Below are 14,049 nucleotides of genomic sequence, written 5' to 3'. Positions count from 1 at the left end.
AGCTGATCATAGGTTCAGCACGTCGCCTGCCCGGTCCGCGTCCCGCCAGCCCGGGAGGTCCGAACCCGCCGCCCAGGTCGAGTGGGTGCCGCTCGAGACCCGTTCGGGGAGTCCGATCCGGGCGAGCGGTCCGTCCCCCGGTCGCCGCGCGTCGAAGACCAGGCATTCGGACCGGTCCCGGTTCATGTCGGTGGTGATCGTGATCAGGTAGCCGTCGTCCTCGGCGGCCGACCCGGTGCGGGGCGCCATCACGGTCTCGCTGCCGAAGACGCCCTCGCCGAACGAGTAGTGCTCCTCCGCCCCGGTCAGCACGTCGTGTTTGACGAGGCCGTCGAAGAGGAACCAGCCCGGCACCCCCGTCGCCGCGTAGGTGTAGCGGTGGCGGACGCCGCCGTGATGCGGATTGATCATCCCGAACTCGGTGACGGACTCGGACAGTCGCTCCTCGGTGAGCGAGCCGGTGCGCAGGTTCAGCCGCCAGCGGTGCAGGTGGGTGCCCATGCGGTCGAGCGCCAGCGAACGGAACAGCCGTCGGTAGATCGGTCCGGTGCCGTCGTCCGGCGGTTCCGGTGTCTCCTGATGAAATCCCTCGAGCACGATCTCGTCGCCGTCTTCGTAGGCGTTGGTCCAGTGCAGCACATAGGTCGGGTCGGCGTCGAACCAGGTGATCTGGTCCGGACGGCCGCGCCGGGGAATCACACCGAGCCGCATCGGCAGGTCGGGGTGGTAGCGCGGCACGTACTTGCCGCGCGCGAGGGCCTCCGGGATCCAGAACAGGGGACAGTCGTTGAGGATCGCGTAGTTCTCGGTGAACGCCATGTCGTGGGGCAAGCGGGGCCCGGGCAGGGGGATGTCGACGTAGTGCACCAGCCGATCGTCGGCGTCGACCACGCCGTAGTGCAGGTACGGGGCGTCGGTGCCGTAGTTGAAGAACAGCAGCTCGCCGGTGCGGGCGTCGACCTTGGGATGCGCGGAAACGCCCCAGTCGGAGGGGAATCGGCCGTCCCACGTCGCCTTGCCGAGGGTCTCGAGCGTGGTCGGGTCGAGGCGGTAGAGGTCCCCGCACTGCCAGAAACTGGTCAGGGCGACGCCGCGATGCACGGTGACGTCCGTGCTGGAGGCATCCTTCATGCGGCCGCGGGCGCCCCAGCCGTCCGGGCGGATCGAGTTCTGCGGACGTTCGGCGATGCCCGCCCACAGCGGGCCACCGGCCTCCTGCTCGGCCAGGAAACCGTCGGTCTTCACGAACCTGTTGCGGTAGAAAGCTTTTCCGTCGCGAAATCCGACGACGTGAATCATGCCGTCCCCGTCGAAGGGATGATAGAGACCTTCGAGTGCCGGGTGCGCCGGGTTCTCGGTGTTGCGCAGGTACACGCCGTCGAGGTCGGCCGGCAGGTCGCCGATCACCTCGAGGTCGTCGGCGCGCCGCTCCGTGTGCTGCGGGCGCCACGGGCCGGTGCGGTACGGGTGGTCGTCGTCCGCGGGCAGGGTGGACAGCGCCCGTCCCAGAATCTCGAGTTCCATGGATGTCCTTTCAGCCGACGACGAAACTGACCGTGGTGGTCGTACTTCCGCCGATGTTCAGGGTCGCGGCTCGCGTGGCGCCGGGAACCTGGTACTCGCCGGCGCGGCCGGTGATCTGGCGGTGGCAGTCCAGCAGCATCCGGACTCCGGTGGCGCCGGCCGGATGCCCGCCGCCGAGGAGCCCACCGCTGGGGTTCATGGGGATGCGGCCACCGATCTCGAGGTCGCCGTTCTCGATCGCCTGCCAGCTCCGGCCCGGGGCGGTGATCCCGAAGTGGTCGACGGCCAGGTATTCGCTGACCGTGAAGCAGTCGTGGGTTTCGATCAGGTCGAGGTCGCGGACGCCGCCGATGCCGCTCCGTTCGAACGCGTCGACGATCGTGGCGCGCACGTGCGGCATGACGAGGGGATCGTCGCCGTCGCGGGCGAGCTTGTCGGACAAGGACAGTCCGACCGTGCGGTGGCCCCAGCCGAGGATGCGGGCCATATCGTCGACGGTGCGTGGGTGCCGGCTCAGGTAGCGGTTGCTCAGCAGCACCACGCCCGCGGCGCCGTCCGTCAGCGGACTGCAGTCGGTCCTGCGGAGGCGTCCCTCGACCACCGGATTGGCGGTTTCGTCCGGGCCGAAGCTCCCGGGTCCGTAGGCCCGGTTCCGGGTCTGCGCATTCGGATTGGCGCGCGCGTTGCGGATGTTCAGTTCCGCGATCGCCCGCAGGTGCTCGTCGTCGAGGCCGTAGCGGCGGTCGTACTCGTCGGCGATCCTGTCGAACATGTACGGCCACATGTACTTCGCATCGGCACCTTCCTGTCCCACCCACGCCGCGGCGTCCATGACCCGGGTGCCGGCGTCGCCGGGGACGCACCGTTCGAGTTCGACGCCGAGCACGAGGGCACAGTCGTAGCGCCCGGACTCGAGATCGGCCATCGCGGCGAGCACGGCGAGTGAGCCGGACGCGCAGGCCCCCTCGTGCCGGGTGGCCGGGATACCCCACAGTTCGGGCAGCACGGAGGCCGGCATCCCGCCGAGGTGTCCCTGTCCGGTGTAGAGCTGTCCGAAGGCATTGCCGACGTGGATCACCCCGACGTCGGCGGCGTCGATGCGGGCGTCACGCAGCGTTTCCGCCACCGTCTCGGCGACGAGGTCCGCGATGGTCCGGTCTTCCCGGGTCAGGTTCCGCGCGAAATCGGATTGGTATCCACCGGCGATCCACACGCCTTCAGGGTTCACGCCGCTCACCGCCTTCCGCGGGGGTCGACCATACGTGGTTTCAACTACAGTAAACAGAGTGACCAGGCGGACGCAACGACAACATGGGCGCGGACAGCGAGAACCGTCCGGGACCGCCCGGTTGCCGCGGCGCCGGGGCCGGCGGTCAGGCCAGCCCGGACAGTGGCGGCGCGGAGTTCTCGTCCCGCCACCCGATGGCCTCGAGGAGGCCGGTCGGGTCGTAGTCCGGACCGCCGACACCGACGGTGAACAGGGTGACGCCCGCGTCGACGAAGGCGGCCGCGTGTTCGGTTCCGGGCCACGGCACGGACCGCTCGACCTCGTTCGGTGGGCGGCCGGCGTCGGCGCAGCGCGCCGCGAGGATCTCTGCCTTCTCCCTGTGAGTGTCGAGGTCCCCGAAGCTGTGCCAGATGTCGGCGTACTGCGCCACCAGTGGGATGGTCTTGCGGGGTCCGCCGCCGCCGATGAGCAGCGGGATGTGCCGGGTCGGCTGGGGGTTGAGCTTCGCGAGCCGCGCGGTGATCCGGGGCAGGTATTCGCCGAGCAGTTTCAGCCGGGCACCCTTGGTGCCGAAGTCGTAGCCGTACTCGTCGTAGTCCTTCTCGAACCAGCCGGCGCCGATGCCGAGGATGAGCCGGCCGCCGCTGATGTGGTCGACGGTGCGGGCCATGTCGGCGAGCAGATCGGGATTGCGGTAGCCGCCGCCGGTGACGAGCGCCCCGATCTCGACGCGCTCGGTCTGTTCCGCCCACGCGCCGAGCATCGTCCAGCATTCGAAGTGGGCGCCGTCCGGGTCCCCGGAGAGGGGATAGAAGTGGTCCCAGTTGAAGACGATGTCGGCGCCGGCGTCCTCGGCGCGGAGCACGGTGTCGCGGATCTTCCCGTAGTCGGGCTGATGCTGGGGCTGGAGTTGAAGACCGATGCGAATGGGACGGTGCATGAATCAACGGTAGGGCCGTCGCGCCGGTCCCGCAGCCGATCCGGGTGGGCGTCCCGGTGGTGCAGCGGACGGATCGGGCGCACAGTGAAGGAATGCGCATCACCGAGCCCGCCGCACCGCCGACCGGACTGCGCCGCCGATTCCTGCGCGCTCCGATCCACCTCTACCGGATCGGGCTGGGACGGGCGCTGGGCCGCCGGTTCCTGCTGCTGCACCACGTCGGCCGGCGCAGCGGACTGCCGCGGCAGACGGTGCTCGAGGTGGTGAACCACGAGGACACGTCCGGTGGATTCGTCGTGGCCGTCGGCTTCGGGAAGCAGACCGACTGGTACCGCAACCTGCGGGCACATCCCGCGGCGCGGATCGAGTCGGGGCGCGAGAAGGTGGCGGTCACGGCCGAGTTCCTGACGCCCGACGACGCCGCGGAGTTCATGGCGCGGTACGGGCGCCGGCACCCTAAGGTCGCGCCGCGGTTGTGCGCGGCCATGGGCTTCGACGTCGACGGCAGCGAGGCCGACTACCGGGCGGCGGGCCGGCATCTGCGGTTCGTGCGGTTGCGCCGTACCTGAGACCGGGTCAGCGGTCCGCGCCGGTGAGGCTCGCGAACCGCTGTGCCAGGCCCTGCAGGAACGACTCGAGCGCCAGCTCGAAGCCGTCGCGGTCGATCTCGTCCGCGTGCTCGCGCAGCCGGTGCGCCTGGGACAGATGGGGATAGCGCTCCCGGTAGATGGTGAGGTCGTCGAGGAAGCCGCCCGAGAACGAGGCGATGGCCGAGCCGACGACGATGTACTTGATCGACGCGCCGATCAGGGTGGCGGTCCGTGGCGGCCAGCCGGCCCGGGTCAGACCGCCGTGCACGGCGTTGGCCTGGTCGAGGGCGACCTCGCGCCGGCCCGGGCTGCGCGCGAGGAACGGTACGAGGTTCGGGTGCTCGGCGAGAGCGGCGCGGTAGGACCTCGCCCAGCGGCGCAGCGCCTCCTGCCAGTCGTCGGTGTCGAACCCGCTGACGTCGACGGACTCGCCGACCTGGTCGGCGATGTCGTCCAGCAGCTCGTCCTTGTTCGAGAAGTGGCTGTAGAGCGACGGCGCGCTGACATGGAGCTCGGCGGCGATCTTGCGCATGGACAGTTCGTCGAGTCCGTGCGCGTCGACAAGGCGCAGGGCGGTCTCGCGGATGAGCGGGCGGCTGAGCAGCGGGGTACGGGGTCGTGCCATCGGCGCTCCTTCCTCGGCGTCGGTCCGGGGTCGGTCCCGGGGCCGGCCTGGACAACCTAACAGTGTCAAGTTACAGTACGGGTGTACGCAGCACCAGGGTGAACGAGCCCCATCCCCCGCGAATCATGCAGCGTGAAAACGGGATCGGACCGTGGTTCCATGCTGCGCTCGCACAGGCACAACCGTGACGGAAGGCCCCCATGAACCTGAAGCTCACCGACGAAGAGCTCGCGTTCCGCGACGAACTGCGCACGTTCTTCACCACCGAGTTCCCCGCCGAGCTCCGAGAGAAAGTGGCTGCCGGCCGGCACCTGGACCGTGACGAGGTCGTCCGGAGTCAGCAGATCCTCAACGCCAAGGGTCTGGCGGTGCCGAACTGGCCCGTCGAGTGGGGCGGCAAGGACTGGACTCCGGTGCAGCGCCACATCTGGCTCGACGAGATGCAGCTCGCCTCGGTGCCCGATCCGCTGCCGTTCAACGCGTCCATGATCGGACCCGTGATCGCGCACTTCGGGTCGCAGGAACTCAAGGAGCGTTTCCTGCCTGCCACCGCGAACCTCGACATCTGGTGGTGTCAGGGATTCTCGGAGCCCGAGGCCGGCTCCGATCTGGCCTCCCTCAAGACCCGCGCGGTGCGCGACGGCGACGACTACATCGTCAACGGCCAGAAGACGTGGACCACCCTTGCTCAGCACGCCGACTGGATCTTCTGCCTGGTGCGCACCGACCCGGATGCGCCGAAGAAGCAGGCCGGCATCTCGATGCTGCTCATCGACATGAACACCCCCGGCGTGACCGTCCGCCCGATCAAACTCGTCGACGGCAGCTACGAGGTCAACGAGGTTTTCTTCGAGAACGTGCGGGTCCCCGCCGAGAACCTGGTCGGCGAGGAGAACGCGGGCTGGAGCTACGCGAAGTTCCTGCTCGGCAACGAACGCACCGGCATCGCCCGCGTCGGCGCCACCAAGGTGCGGCTCGCCCGCGCCAAGCAGTTCGCCGCGCAGACCCGTACCGGCTCCGGCACCCTGCTCGACGATCCGCTGTTCGCCGCGCGCCTCGCCGAGCTCGAGAACGAGCTTCTCACCCTCGAGCTCACGCAGCTGCGGGTGGTCGCCGGGTCCGCCGACGGCAAGCCCAATCCGGCGTCGTCGCTGCTGAAGCTGCGCGGCTCGGAGCTGCAGCAGGCGGTCACCGAACTGCTCACCGACATCGCCGGACCCGACTCGCTGCCCGTCGGCGCCGAGGGCATCGACGCGCCGGAGTGGGCGCAGCGCACCGCCCCGACCTACCTGAACTACCGCAAGGTGTCCATCTACGGCGGGTCGAGCGAGGTGCAGCGCTCGATCATTGCCTCCTCCATCCTCGGATTGTGAGCCACTGTCATGAACTTCGAACTCGATACCGAACAGGACCTGCTCCGCAAGACCGTCCGCGACGTGCTCTCGGGCACCTACGACACCGAGACCCGTAACAAGGTCGCCGACACCGACCGCGGCTGGAGCGCCGACGTGTGGCGTCAGCTCGCCGAACTCGGCGTGCTCGGCCTGCCGTTCGCCGAGGAGCACGGCGGAATGGGCGCCGGACCGGTGGAGATCATGGCCGTCATGGGCGAGATCGGCCGTGCCCTGGCCCCCGAACCGCTGCTGAACGCGGTGTTCCTGCCGGGCGGCCTCGTCGCCGAGGTCGGCACCGACGAGCAGCGCGCGGACCTCCTGCCGCGGCTGTCCGAAGGCGCGCTGCTGCTCGCGTTCGCCCACGACGAGCCCGGCAGCCGGTGGCCCGCCACCGAGGTCGCCACGAGCGCCGCCCGCACCGGCGACTCCTGGGCCCTCACCGGCCGCAAGAACCCTGTGCTGCACGGGGATTGCGCCGAGACGTTCGTCGTGTCCGCCCGCCTTCCCGAGGGCGGTGTCGGGCTGTTCCTCGTCGACGCCGACGCGGCCGGCGTCACCCGCACCGGGTACCGCACGCACGACGAGCGCCGCGCCGCGCAACTCGTCCTCGACTCGGCCGCCGCCGTGCCGCTCGGCGAGGCCGTGGACGCCGCGGCGGCGATCACCGCCGCCCAGGTACGGGCCCAGGCCGCCCTGTGCGCGGAGGCGGTCGGGGCGCTGGCCGAGACGCTGCGCCTGACGACCGATTACCTCAAGCAGCGCAAGCAGTTCGGCGCTCCCCTCGCCCGCTTCCAGGCCCTGACCCACCGCGCGGCCGACATGTACGTGCTGCTCGAACTGGCGTCGAGCATGAGCCTGTACGCCACGATGGCACTCGCCGACGGCATCGTCGACCCGACCATCGCGTCGCGCGCCAAGCTGCAGGTGGGCCGGTCGGCTCGGAAGGTCGGGCAGGAGGCGATCCAGATGCACGGCGGTATCGGCATCACCGCCGAATACCCGGTCGGCCACTACGTGAGCCGGCTCACCGCGATCGAGCACACGCTCGGCACCGTGGAGGATCACGTGCGGATCCTCGCCGGGGCCGTCGCGAACCACGACCGCATCGAGGTCGCCGGCATGTGAGCGACGCTGGCTCACTCCCGGGGCAGCAGCGTCCCCAGCGGTCCGAGATCGATGTTGAGATCCTCGGGGGTGAGCCCGAAGTGGTCGCGCAACTCCCCCATGCGTTCCTCGAGCAGCATGAGGGTGGTGCCGATGCGCTCGATCTGCTCGTCGCTCAGGTCGCCCTCGTCCACGCGCCGCAACGCCTGCCGTTCCATCAGCTGCCGCAGCAGCTCCACGAGGGTGAGGACGAGCGTGACCAGCCCGCGCTCGACCGACTCGGGATCCGAGTCGATACGCGGTGAAATGCCGTCGAATTCACTCATCCGGCGCCTCCAGGGCGTCGCGGGGGACGGGCGGCTCGAGCCCGGTGGCCGACAGCGTACTGATGGACGAGATCAGGGCACGCAGCGAGATCTGCACCATGTCGACGTCCGCGATGGACAGCTTGATGTCGCCGGTGATGACGACCCCGCCGGCGAGCACGCGGTCCAGCAGGTCGACGAGGGCGATGCGGCGCTCGCCGTCGGCGCTCTCGCTGACGTGATTCATGTGGAGGTCCGCTCCACGCCGGCGAACGAATACGGCGGCCACGGCCCGGTCAGCTCGAGCCGGATCCCGGGATACTGCATGCCGAGTTCCTCGACCGTCGTGGCGAACTCGTCCGCGCGGTCGTCGTCCACCAGGTAGGTGCCGTTGAGCACCATCCAGTCCCGCCGGCCGCTCAGCGCCGGATCCGTCGCGGCCTGACGCCGGCCCGCGGCGGCCTGCCGCACCAACCGGGAGTGGATCTCGTCGGCGCGGGCCGCGGCGTCGCGCTCGACGGACTCCTGCGCGGACAGCTGGGCGCGGCGACGGAGCAGATACGCCGTACCGGATCCCTTGGCGCTGACCGCGATCTGTGCCTCCGCCACCGCGTCGGCGAGGGCCTGCCGGTCGCCGTACGCCTTGACCCCCCACTCCGTGCGGCCGGTCACGAGGGCCAGCGCCGACTCGAAGTCCGCACGCCGCTCGTCCAGCAGATCGCGCACGCGGGCGTCGTCGAGATAGACGGTGGCCAGGCGCAGCGGGATCGCCGCACCCCGCCGCACGAGAGCGGACACCACGGCGTCGTGCGCCCGGGCCGTCGCCTCGAGCCACTGCAGGTCCTCGAGGTGGTGCCGCAACGGCTCCTCCCCGAACACCTCGAGCGGCACCGAGCCCACGACGGCGGCGTGGCCCCCGGCGGTCACGGCGCGCACCGCTTCTCCCGCGACGCCGGTGAGCTCGCCGAGGTCCTTCTCGGCGAGCCCGTCGTCCGTCACGGCGTACAACCACACTCCGGTTCCGTCAGTCACGATCCTCCTCTTCCACACGCGCGCTCTCGACGGCCTCGCGGCGGCCCTGCCCGGACTCGAGTTCGGCGATCCGCTCGCGCAGCCGCCGGTTCTCGAGTTCCAGCTTGTCGTCCTCCCGGTCGATCTCGCGGTTGCGGGCCTTGCTGCTGAGCCACGGATCCGACTCCCACCAGTCGATGCCCACGGCCTTCGCCGTCTCGAGCGAGGCGATCACCAACCGCAGTTTGATGGTGAGCAACTCGATGTCGAGCAGATTCACCTGGATGTCGCCGGCGATCACCAGGCCCTTGTCGAGGACCCGCTCGAGGATGTCGCCGAGGTTCGTCGACTGGTGACCGCCCCCGTACGGCTGCGGCGACGAGCTGCCCCCCATCACAGTCATCGCCGGTCCCTTTCGCCGATGTCGCTGCTGCCGCGGCCGTAGCGCTTGGTCCTGCGGTACGCCAGGAGGTTTCCGTCGAGGTCGATCTCCACCTCGTAGAGGGCCAGCATGTCCGCCGACGACGGGATGCGCCGATCCTCGAGCACCTCGATCTCCACCGTCCAGCCGTGATCGGCCGGCTCCACCGAGGTGGCCCCCTGCGGCTCCTTCGAGGTCAGCTCCACGAGGTGCTCGAGGGCGGCTGCGGCGGCCTCGCCTGCCGTCAGTGCAGGTGGTTGACCCGGTTCCGACGCTTGGACGTCGTCGGAATCCTCGGGCGTCGCCTTGCCACTCACGGGTTCTCACTCCCCCCGGCGGCGGGCGTCCTGCCACCACCCGGCCGGATCATGCGGTCCAGGACGGCCTGCTGGGCCGCCTCCTGCTCCTCCTCCGACAAGTGACCGGCCGCCGCCGCCTCGTCGATCTCCTCGAGTTCCCTCCGAATGGTCGCCGGGTCGTGGAGCGTCTGCTCGACCTGGTCCTGGATGACTTCGCCGAGCCAGAGCACGCCTTTGACCGGCGCGAGCGGCAACAAGAAGATGGACGAGATCAGTCCCATGCGTCAGCCCTCCGGTTCCCGTTTCATCACGAAGTCGTAGGCCGCCATCGGGCCCAGCAGCGTCATCTCGACCCGGCCGTCCCACTCCTGCGCGAGCGAACCCACCGCCTCCTCGAGCTCGTCCTGACGGCCGAGCTCGACGAGGACGGCGATGTGGGCCGCGTCCTCCTCGTGGGTGGGTTGCCGCTCGTTGACCATGGGCTCGAGGGCCTCGAGGGCGTCGATCACCCGGCGGGTGTCCTCGGCGCGTTTGGTCTCGATCGCCTGGTTGATGATCTCCCCGAGAGCCATGCGGGCGTCGCGGGTGGCGTCCTCCGGCTTGTCGCGGATCTCGTCGCGCAGCCGGGCGGCCTCGGAGTTCTCGTCGAGCACCTCACGCAGGACCGCGTTCTCGACGTAGCGGCCCTTGATCACGAACTGCGCCCGCCCCTCGAGTTCGTCCAGGGCTGCCTTCAGCTCGTCGTGGTTCTCCTCGAGCAGTTCCTTCTCCACCGCCTCTGCATCCGTCATCACCGCCCCGAATCGCAGCGGCAGCACGGGCACGACCGCCGCGGAACCGTCCAGCAGTTCCGCGTGCGCCTTCAAGTCGTCGGGCGTGCCGAGCGGCCGGCCGACCGAGATCTCGCTGACCAGCGCGGCGATGTCGCCGTGGCGCACCACCGCAACGTCGCTCTGGGGTTTTCCCACGCCCTTCGCGTGCTCCTCGGGCTCCACGTCGGCCGGCACGATGCCGTACACGTACATCGCGGTGCTCTGCCCGCTTTCGCTCTCGGGTGCCTCTGCGGCCTGATCGGTGGACATCAATCCCCCCTTCTCTTCGGTCGGCTTGCCGTCTCCCGCTTGTCCTCGACGTCGCCGAGGAAGTCCATGACCTTCTCACCCGCGGCCTCGAGTGCGCCCTTGGTTTTGTGCTTAGCACCGCCCTGGGTGATGTCACCAACGAGGTCGGGCAGGCCCTTCGGTTCGTTCTGCGAGATCTCGAGCCGGTTCACCGCCTCGGCGAACCGCAGGTAGGTGTCGACACTGGCCACCACGATGCGTGCGTCGATGGTCAGCAGTTCGATGCCCACCAGCGACACCCGCACGAACGCGTCGATGACGAGTCCCTTGTCCAGGATGGTGTCGATGACGTCGGCCAGACCGGAGGAGTTGGGGCGGGCCATCGTGCCGCCGCCACCACCTCCGCTGCCCCCGCCGCCGGCGGGTTGGATGGTCATGTGCGTGCTCCTCGCCTGGCGCCCTTGCCTGCGCCCGCGCGCCGTCGCCGTGAGGGTGCGGGTTCCTCCTCCGGCTCCTCGTCGGCCTCGTCCTGCAGGCCTTCGTCTTCCTCGTCCTGATCCTCGGGGAGCTCGTCCTCGTCTTCGTCCGCGGACTCGTTCTCGTCCTCGGGGAGCTCGTCCTCGGAGCCTTCGTCTCCGACGTCCTGCTCCTGGTCCTCCTGCTCCTGTTCCTCCTCTTCGCGCCGGGCGGTCTCGTCGTCCTTGACGACCTCGCTCTCGCGGATCTCGCCGTGCCAGCCCTGGATATCCTCGGCGTGCAGGACGGCCTCGGTCATCACATGGCGTTCGAAGTGCTTGAGCTCCAGTCGTGCTCGTCGCCCCACGGCCCGCCACAGATTGGCCGTCTTCTCGAACAGTCCCCGAGGGTGGTACTCGAGCACCATGATGATCCGGGTCAGGTTGTCGGTGAGCTCATGGAAGGTCACCGCCCCGTCGATGTAGCCCTTGCCGCCCTTCGAGCGCCACACGATCCGGTCGAACGGAACCTGCTCGAGAATCGTCGATTCCCATGTCCGTCGCGACCAGAAGACCTTCCCGGTCCACTGCAGCTTCTCGTCGGAGGCCTGCTCGACCTGCTCGACCTTCTTCATGAACTTCGGCCAGTCCGCGAACTGGGTCCACATGTCGTAGGCAAGTCCGATCGGGACGCCGACGTCGATCTGCTCGACGATGTTGGTGAGCTTGATCTTCTTGCCGCCGCCGCCCTTGCCTTTGCCGCCTCCACCGAGGGATTCCTTGACGTCGTCGAACTTGTCCTTGGCGGTCTGCTTGATGTTCTCCAGGCCGCTGCTCATGGCGGACTTGACGGACGACTCGCCCTCCGCGCTCTTTTTACCCCCGGTCACGGCGCTCATCAGGTTGCCGCCCCGGCCCTCGGCGTAGTCGTTGAGGCGCCCGGCAGTCCCGGTCACCTTGTCGGAGACCGTCGACAGGGTCCGCTCGGCAAACGTCCCGGCCAGGCCCTGCAACGACTTCTGCAGGTGCTTGGTGGGTGAGAGGTCCTGCACCGCCTTGCCGGCGCTTCCGGCCGCCCCGGTGGCTGTCTTACCGGCCTGTCCCGCGGTGCCGGCGGCGGTCTTGCCGGCCTTGCCGACCGTCTCCGTGGCGGTCTTGCCCAGCCGGCGGGTGGCATCTCCGAGTGATCGCGTCATCGGACTCACTTCCTCGTGCGCCGGACCGGCGCGCGTCCGGTGGCGGACGCCTCAGCGCGGGTGCTGCGTCGCCGGGGCTTCGACGGCTCCTCGTCCTCGTCGCCGGACTCCTCCGGTTCCTGCGGCTTCGACTTGGCCCGGGATGCCTTGGGACGGCTCGCGGATTCCGCGGTGCGCCGTCGGGCGGCCGGCCGACGCCGCGCCGGCTTCGGGGCCTCTTCCTCGGCTTCTTCCTCCTCGACTTCTTCCGGAGCGCCCTCTTCCTCCTCCGGGGCCTCCTCCTCTTCGGCTTCTTCCTCTTCGGCTTCCTCCGGGTACTCCTCCTCCTCCTCCTCGGCGGACTCCTCGCCCGGTTCCTCCTCGTATTCGCCTTCGGCGTACTCGTCTTCGGGCTCCTCGCCGGCGTACTCCTCTTCCTCCGGCTCCTCCTCGGCAGCCTTGGAACGTCCGGCGGCGCGCTGCTGGAGCCGGTCGTTGAGCGAATCGATCCGGTTGCTCGCGGCGGTGACCGCGGCCGCGCGGGCGGCGGTCATCAGTTCGCTGCGAACCGAATCGGTGATCTTGACGAGTTCCGGGGAGGACCCGACCATCGAGGCCCCACGCTTGAGGATGTCCTGCGGGTTGCTGGGCAGGCGTCCCGTCAGGCCTGCCCCCGCGAGCATCAACGCCAGCCGCATCTTGTGCGTGCGACCGAGGAAGTATCCGATACTCACCCCGGCGGCGACTCGTGCCCCACCTTTCATGACCATTCTCCTTCGCCTGCAAGTGGCCGCGGTTGCGGGCAGGTTCCCGGCTGCGCACGGTGTCTGGTCCGGTGCGGCGGGCCCGCGGTGCGGTTCGAATGTGGTGTAGCCCACACTACGCATTCCAAACATCGGTTCGCTGACGATCAACAGGAATGCACCTGCGTCACAACCCGGGTGTGATAAAGGACCGATCGGTATGTCCCGAAGGTGTTTCCCGGTGCCACCTCCCGGGTATGACGGCCCTCGACGGAGGGCGACTCCGTCCCCGCAGAAATGCTAAGGAGGGCACCATGGCTCGCCTCGCCAACAAGGTGATGCACAAGGCCGAGGAAGTGGTCGGCAGGACCCGGTACAACCTGGGCAAGCGGACCGGCAACAAGAACCTGCAGAGCGTGGGCAGGCGCGGCCAGGTCTCCGGGCGCGTCAAGCGGTTCGGCGACAACCTCACCCACGCGGTAAGGAATGCCCAAGGGCGATTCAAGAACAGGTCACATCGTTCCGATCTCCGCTGAGCCTTCCGGCGCGCCGCCGGCGGGCGTTACTCGCAGGCGGCGAAGCCGCAGGCGCGCAGGGCGAACGCCGCCTCGGGCCCGATGATCTCGCCGACCAGGGTCAGGAACCGGTCGACGAACGCGGGTCCGTGCGGCGGCTCCGCCGGATCGTCCGGATCGGACGCGTCCAGATGGTGCGCCAGCTCGTGCAGCACCACCAGCTCGCGGAACGCCCATGCGGTGTTCGCGCGGTGCTCCGGGAGCGCGATTGTGGCGCAATCGCTTTCGTAGTGAGCGGCGGCATGGCCGGCGCGTGCCCGGACGCGCACCCGCACCGACGCCCGCGGCCAGCGGGCTCGCACCCAGTTCAGCTCCAGCACCGAGTCCACGTACGCCTGGACGGAATCGATGGAGGCGAAGCGCCGCTCCACCGGCAGGGTCACCTGCGACCCGGCCAGCTCCACCACTCGGAGACCGCGCTCGTCGGCGCGGTCGAACATCTTGCGCACCAAGGACTCCGCCTCGTAGACGGCGGTCCTCTGGGTGTCGCGCAGGCGGGTCACCGCGGCAACCTCCGGGCCGGGCCCGGCAGTTCCGGGGCCGTTCCCAGGCGCGCCTGCCGTCCCGCCCGGTCCCCCGCGCGACGGGCGTCGGACGAA

The 14,049-nt window shown here is 69.5% G+C and carries 19 protein-coding genes and 1 pseudogene; 4 read left to right on the top strand and 16 right to left on the bottom strand.

Features of this window, described 5'->3' with window-relative positions; all coding sequences use genetic code 11:
• Nucleotides 1-6 precede the first annotated feature (6 nt).
• From G6038_RS05415 to G6038_RS05405, 3 genes are all read right to left on the bottom strand, one after another.
• Nucleotides 7-1,524, bottom strand: coding sequence for a carotenoid oxygenase family protein (locus G6038_RS05415; protein WP_165036351.1), 1,518 nt, complete (start codon nt 1,522-1,524; stop codon nt 7-9).
• A gap of 10 nt (nt 1,525-1,534) precedes the next feature.
• The gene (locus G6038_RS05410) at nt 1,535-2,761 is read right to left on the bottom strand and encodes an acetyl-CoA acetyltransferase (RefSeq protein WP_165036349.1); all 1,227 of its coding nucleotides are present in this window, start codon (nt 2,759-2,761) and stop codon (nt 1,535-1,537) included.
• A gap of 136 nt (nt 2,762-2,897) precedes the next feature.
• Nucleotides 2,898-3,692: an LLM class F420-dependent oxidoreductase gene (locus G6038_RS05405; RefSeq protein ID WP_165036347.1), complete on the bottom strand. Its 795-nt coding sequence runs from the start codon at nt 3,690-3,692 to the stop codon at nt 2,898-2,900.
• 92 nt (nt 3,693-3,784) lie between these two features.
• Between G6038_RS05405 and G6038_RS05400 the strand changes: the two genes are divergently transcribed.
• A complete protein-coding gene (locus G6038_RS05400; protein WP_165036345.1) occupies nt 3,785-4,261 on the top strand; it encodes a nitroreductase family deazaflavin-dependent oxidoreductase in 477 nt (158 codons plus the stop codon).
• 7 nt (nt 4,262-4,268) lie between these two features.
• Here G6038_RS05400 and G6038_RS05395 read toward each other — a convergent pair whose 3' ends face one another.
• Nucleotides 4,269-4,907, bottom strand: coding sequence for a TetR/AcrR family transcriptional regulator (locus G6038_RS05395; protein WP_165036343.1), 639 nt, complete (start codon nt 4,905-4,907; stop codon nt 4,269-4,271).
• Between the two features lie 200 nt (nt 4,908-5,107).
• Between G6038_RS05395 and G6038_RS05390 the strand changes: the two genes are divergently transcribed.
• Together G6038_RS05390 and G6038_RS05385 are read left to right on the top strand one after the other, a co-directional pair.
• On the top strand, nt 5,108-6,280 hold the full coding sequence (locus G6038_RS05390) for an acyl-CoA dehydrogenase family protein (protein WP_165036341.1): 1,173 nt from the start codon (nt 5,108-5,110) through the stop codon (nt 6,278-6,280).
• Between the two features lie 9 nt (nt 6,281-6,289).
• On the top strand, nt 6,290-7,426 hold the full coding sequence (locus G6038_RS05385; RefSeq protein ID WP_165036339.1) for an acyl-CoA dehydrogenase family protein: 1,137 nt from the start codon (nt 6,290-6,292) through the stop codon (nt 7,424-7,426).
• An 11-nt stretch (nt 7,427-7,437) separates the two neighbouring features.
• Here the strand turns inward: G6038_RS05385 and G6038_RS05380 are convergent, their stop codons facing one another.
• Genes G6038_RS05380 through G6038_RS05335 form a run of 10 tightly spaced genes read right to left on the bottom strand, consistent with a single transcriptional unit; the run spans nt 7,438 to nt 12,896 of the window.
• Nucleotides 7,438-7,731, bottom strand: a complete 294-nt coding sequence (locus G6038_RS05380) for a gas vesicle protein K (RefSeq protein WP_072636705.1) — start codon at nt 7,729-7,731, stop codon at nt 7,438-7,440.
• Nucleotides 7,724-7,957, bottom strand: coding sequence for a gas vesicle protein (locus G6038_RS05375; protein ID WP_165036337.1), 234 nt, complete (start codon nt 7,955-7,957; stop codon nt 7,724-7,726). The genes G6038_RS05380 and G6038_RS05375 overlap by 8 nt, the downstream gene beginning before the upstream one ends.
• A complete protein-coding gene (locus G6038_RS05370; protein WP_165036336.1) occupies nt 7,954-8,742 on the bottom strand; it encodes a GvpL/GvpF family gas vesicle protein in 789 nt (262 codons plus the stop codon). Before G6038_RS05370 ends, G6038_RS05375 begins: the two co-directional genes overlap by 4 nt.
• Nucleotides 8,735-9,124 (bottom strand): gas vesicle protein, encoded by a 390-nt coding sequence (locus G6038_RS05365; protein ID WP_165036334.1) that lies wholly within the window; start codon nt 9,122-9,124, stop codon nt 8,735-8,737. The genes G6038_RS05370 and G6038_RS05365 overlap by 8 nt, the downstream gene beginning before the upstream one ends.
• Nucleotides 9,121-9,459 (bottom strand): gas vesicle protein, encoded by a 339-nt coding sequence (gvpO, locus tag G6038_RS05360; RefSeq protein WP_165036331.1) that lies wholly within the window; start codon nt 9,457-9,459, stop codon nt 9,121-9,123. Before gvpO ends, G6038_RS05365 begins: the two co-directional genes overlap by 4 nt.
• The gene (locus tag G6038_RS05355) at nt 9,456-9,722 is read right to left on the bottom strand and encodes a gas vesicle protein GvpG (RefSeq protein WP_165036329.1); all 267 of its coding nucleotides are present in this window, start codon (nt 9,720-9,722) and stop codon (nt 9,456-9,458) included. The genes gvpO and G6038_RS05355 overlap by 4 nt, the downstream gene beginning before the upstream one ends.
• 3 nt (nt 9,723-9,725) lie before the next feature.
• Nucleotides 9,726-10,523: a GvpL/GvpF family gas vesicle protein gene (locus tag G6038_RS05350; RefSeq protein ID WP_165036327.1), complete on the bottom strand. Its 798-nt coding sequence runs from the start codon at nt 10,521-10,523 to the stop codon at nt 9,726-9,728.
• Nucleotides 10,523-10,939: a gas vesicle protein GvpJ gene (gene gvpJ, locus G6038_RS05345; protein WP_165036325.1), complete on the bottom strand. Its 417-nt coding sequence runs from the start codon at nt 10,937-10,939 to the stop codon at nt 10,523-10,525. The genes G6038_RS05350 and gvpJ overlap by 1 nt, the downstream gene beginning before the upstream one ends.
• The gene (locus G6038_RS05340; protein ID WP_165036323.1) at nt 10,936-12,153 is read right to left on the bottom strand and encodes an SRPBCC family protein; all 1,218 of its coding nucleotides are present in this window, start codon (nt 12,151-12,153) and stop codon (nt 10,936-10,938) included. Before G6038_RS05340 ends, gvpJ begins: the two co-directional genes overlap by 4 nt.
• 5 nt (nt 12,154-12,158) lie before the next feature.
• The gene (locus G6038_RS05335; RefSeq protein WP_165036321.1) at nt 12,159-12,896 is read right to left on the bottom strand and encodes a hypothetical protein; all 738 of its coding nucleotides are present in this window, start codon (nt 12,894-12,896) and stop codon (nt 12,159-12,161) included.
• Nucleotides 12,897-13,189: 293 nt separating this feature from the next.
• On the opposite strand from G6038_RS05335, the gene G6038_RS05330 reads away from it, so the two are divergent.
• The gene (locus G6038_RS05330; RefSeq protein WP_165036319.1) at nt 13,190-13,411 is read left to right on the top strand and encodes a CsbD family protein; all 222 of its coding nucleotides are present in this window, start codon (nt 13,190-13,192) and stop codon (nt 13,409-13,411) included.
• Nucleotides 13,412-13,437: 26 nt separating this feature from the next.
• On the opposite strand, the gene G6038_RS05325 is transcribed toward G6038_RS05330, so the two are convergent.
• Both G6038_RS05325 and G6038_RS31140 read right to left on the bottom strand, forming a co-directional pair.
• Nucleotides 13,438-13,953 (bottom strand): TIGR04338 family metallohydrolase, encoded by a 516-nt coding sequence (locus G6038_RS05325; protein ID WP_165036317.1) that lies wholly within the window; start codon nt 13,951-13,953, stop codon nt 13,438-13,440.
• Nucleotides 13,950-14,049, bottom strand: a pseudogene (locus G6038_RS31140) (hypothetical protein); the annotation flags it as partial. The gene G6038_RS05325 and the pseudogene G6038_RS31140, both read right to left, overlap by 4 nt.

It is taken from the genome of Rhodococcus sp. 14C212 (genome assembly GCF_011058195.1).
GTDB classification, from domain to species: Bacteria; Actinomycetota; Actinomycetes; order Mycobacteriales; family Mycobacteriaceae; genus Rhodococcus; species Rhodococcus aetherivorans.
Note: the sequence above shows the minus strand (reverse complement) of the source record. Positions and strands in the feature narration are given on the sequence as shown.

Coding starts and splice junctions, on each gene's coding strand:
- G6038_RS05415 (WP_165036351.1), bottom strand. CDS start 1,524: ATGGAACTCGAGATTCTGGGACGGGCGCTGTCCACCCTGCCCGCGGAC.
- G6038_RS05405 (WP_165036347.1), bottom strand. CDS start 3,692: ATGCACCGTCCCATTCGCATCGGTCTTCAACTCCAGCCCCAGCATCAG.
- G6038_RS05400 (WP_165036345.1), top strand. CDS start 3,785: ATGCGCATCACCGAGCCCGCCGCACCGCCGACCGGACTGCGCCGCCGA.
- G6038_RS05395 (WP_165036343.1), bottom strand. CDS start 4,907: ATGGCACGACCCCGTACCCCGCTGCTCAGCCGCCCGCTCATCCGCGAG.
- G6038_RS05390 (WP_165036341.1), top strand. CDS start 5,108: ATGAACCTGAAGCTCACCGACGAAGAGCTCGCGTTCCGCGACGAACTG.
- G6038_RS05385 (WP_165036339.1), top strand. CDS start 6,290: ATGAACTTCGAACTCGATACCGAACAGGACCTGCTCCGCAAGACCGTC.
- G6038_RS05380 (WP_072636705.1), bottom strand. CDS start 7,731: ATGAGTGAATTCGACGGCATTTCACCGCGTATCGACTCGGATCCCGAG.
- G6038_RS05375 (WP_165036337.1), bottom strand. CDS start 7,957: ATGAATCACGTCAGCGAGAGCGCCGACGGCGAGCGCCGCATCGCCCTC.
- G6038_RS05365 (WP_165036334.1), bottom strand. CDS start 9,124: ATGACTGTGATGGGGGGCAGCTCGTCGCCGCAGCCGTACGGGGGCGGT.
- G6038_RS05355 (WP_165036329.1), bottom strand. CDS start 9,722: ATGGGACTGATCTCGTCCATCTTCTTGTTGCCGCTCGCGCCGGTCAAA.
- G6038_RS05350 (WP_165036327.1), bottom strand. CDS start 10,523: ATGTCCACCGATCAGGCCGCAGAGGCACCCGAGAGCGAAAGCGGGCAG.
- gvpJ (WP_165036325.1), bottom strand. CDS start 10,939: ATGACCATCCAACCCGCCGGCGGCGGGGGCAGCGGAGGTGGTGGCGGC.
- G6038_RS05340 (WP_165036323.1), bottom strand. CDS start 12,153: ATGACGCGATCACTCGGAGATGCCACCCGCCGGCTGGGCAAGACCGCC.
- G6038_RS05335 (WP_165036321.1), bottom strand. CDS start 12,896: ATGAAAGGTGGGGCACGAGTCGCCGCCGGGGTGAGTATCGGATACTTC.
- G6038_RS05330 (WP_165036319.1), top strand. CDS start 13,190: ATGGCTCGCCTCGCCAACAAGGTGATGCACAAGGCCGAGGAAGTGGTC.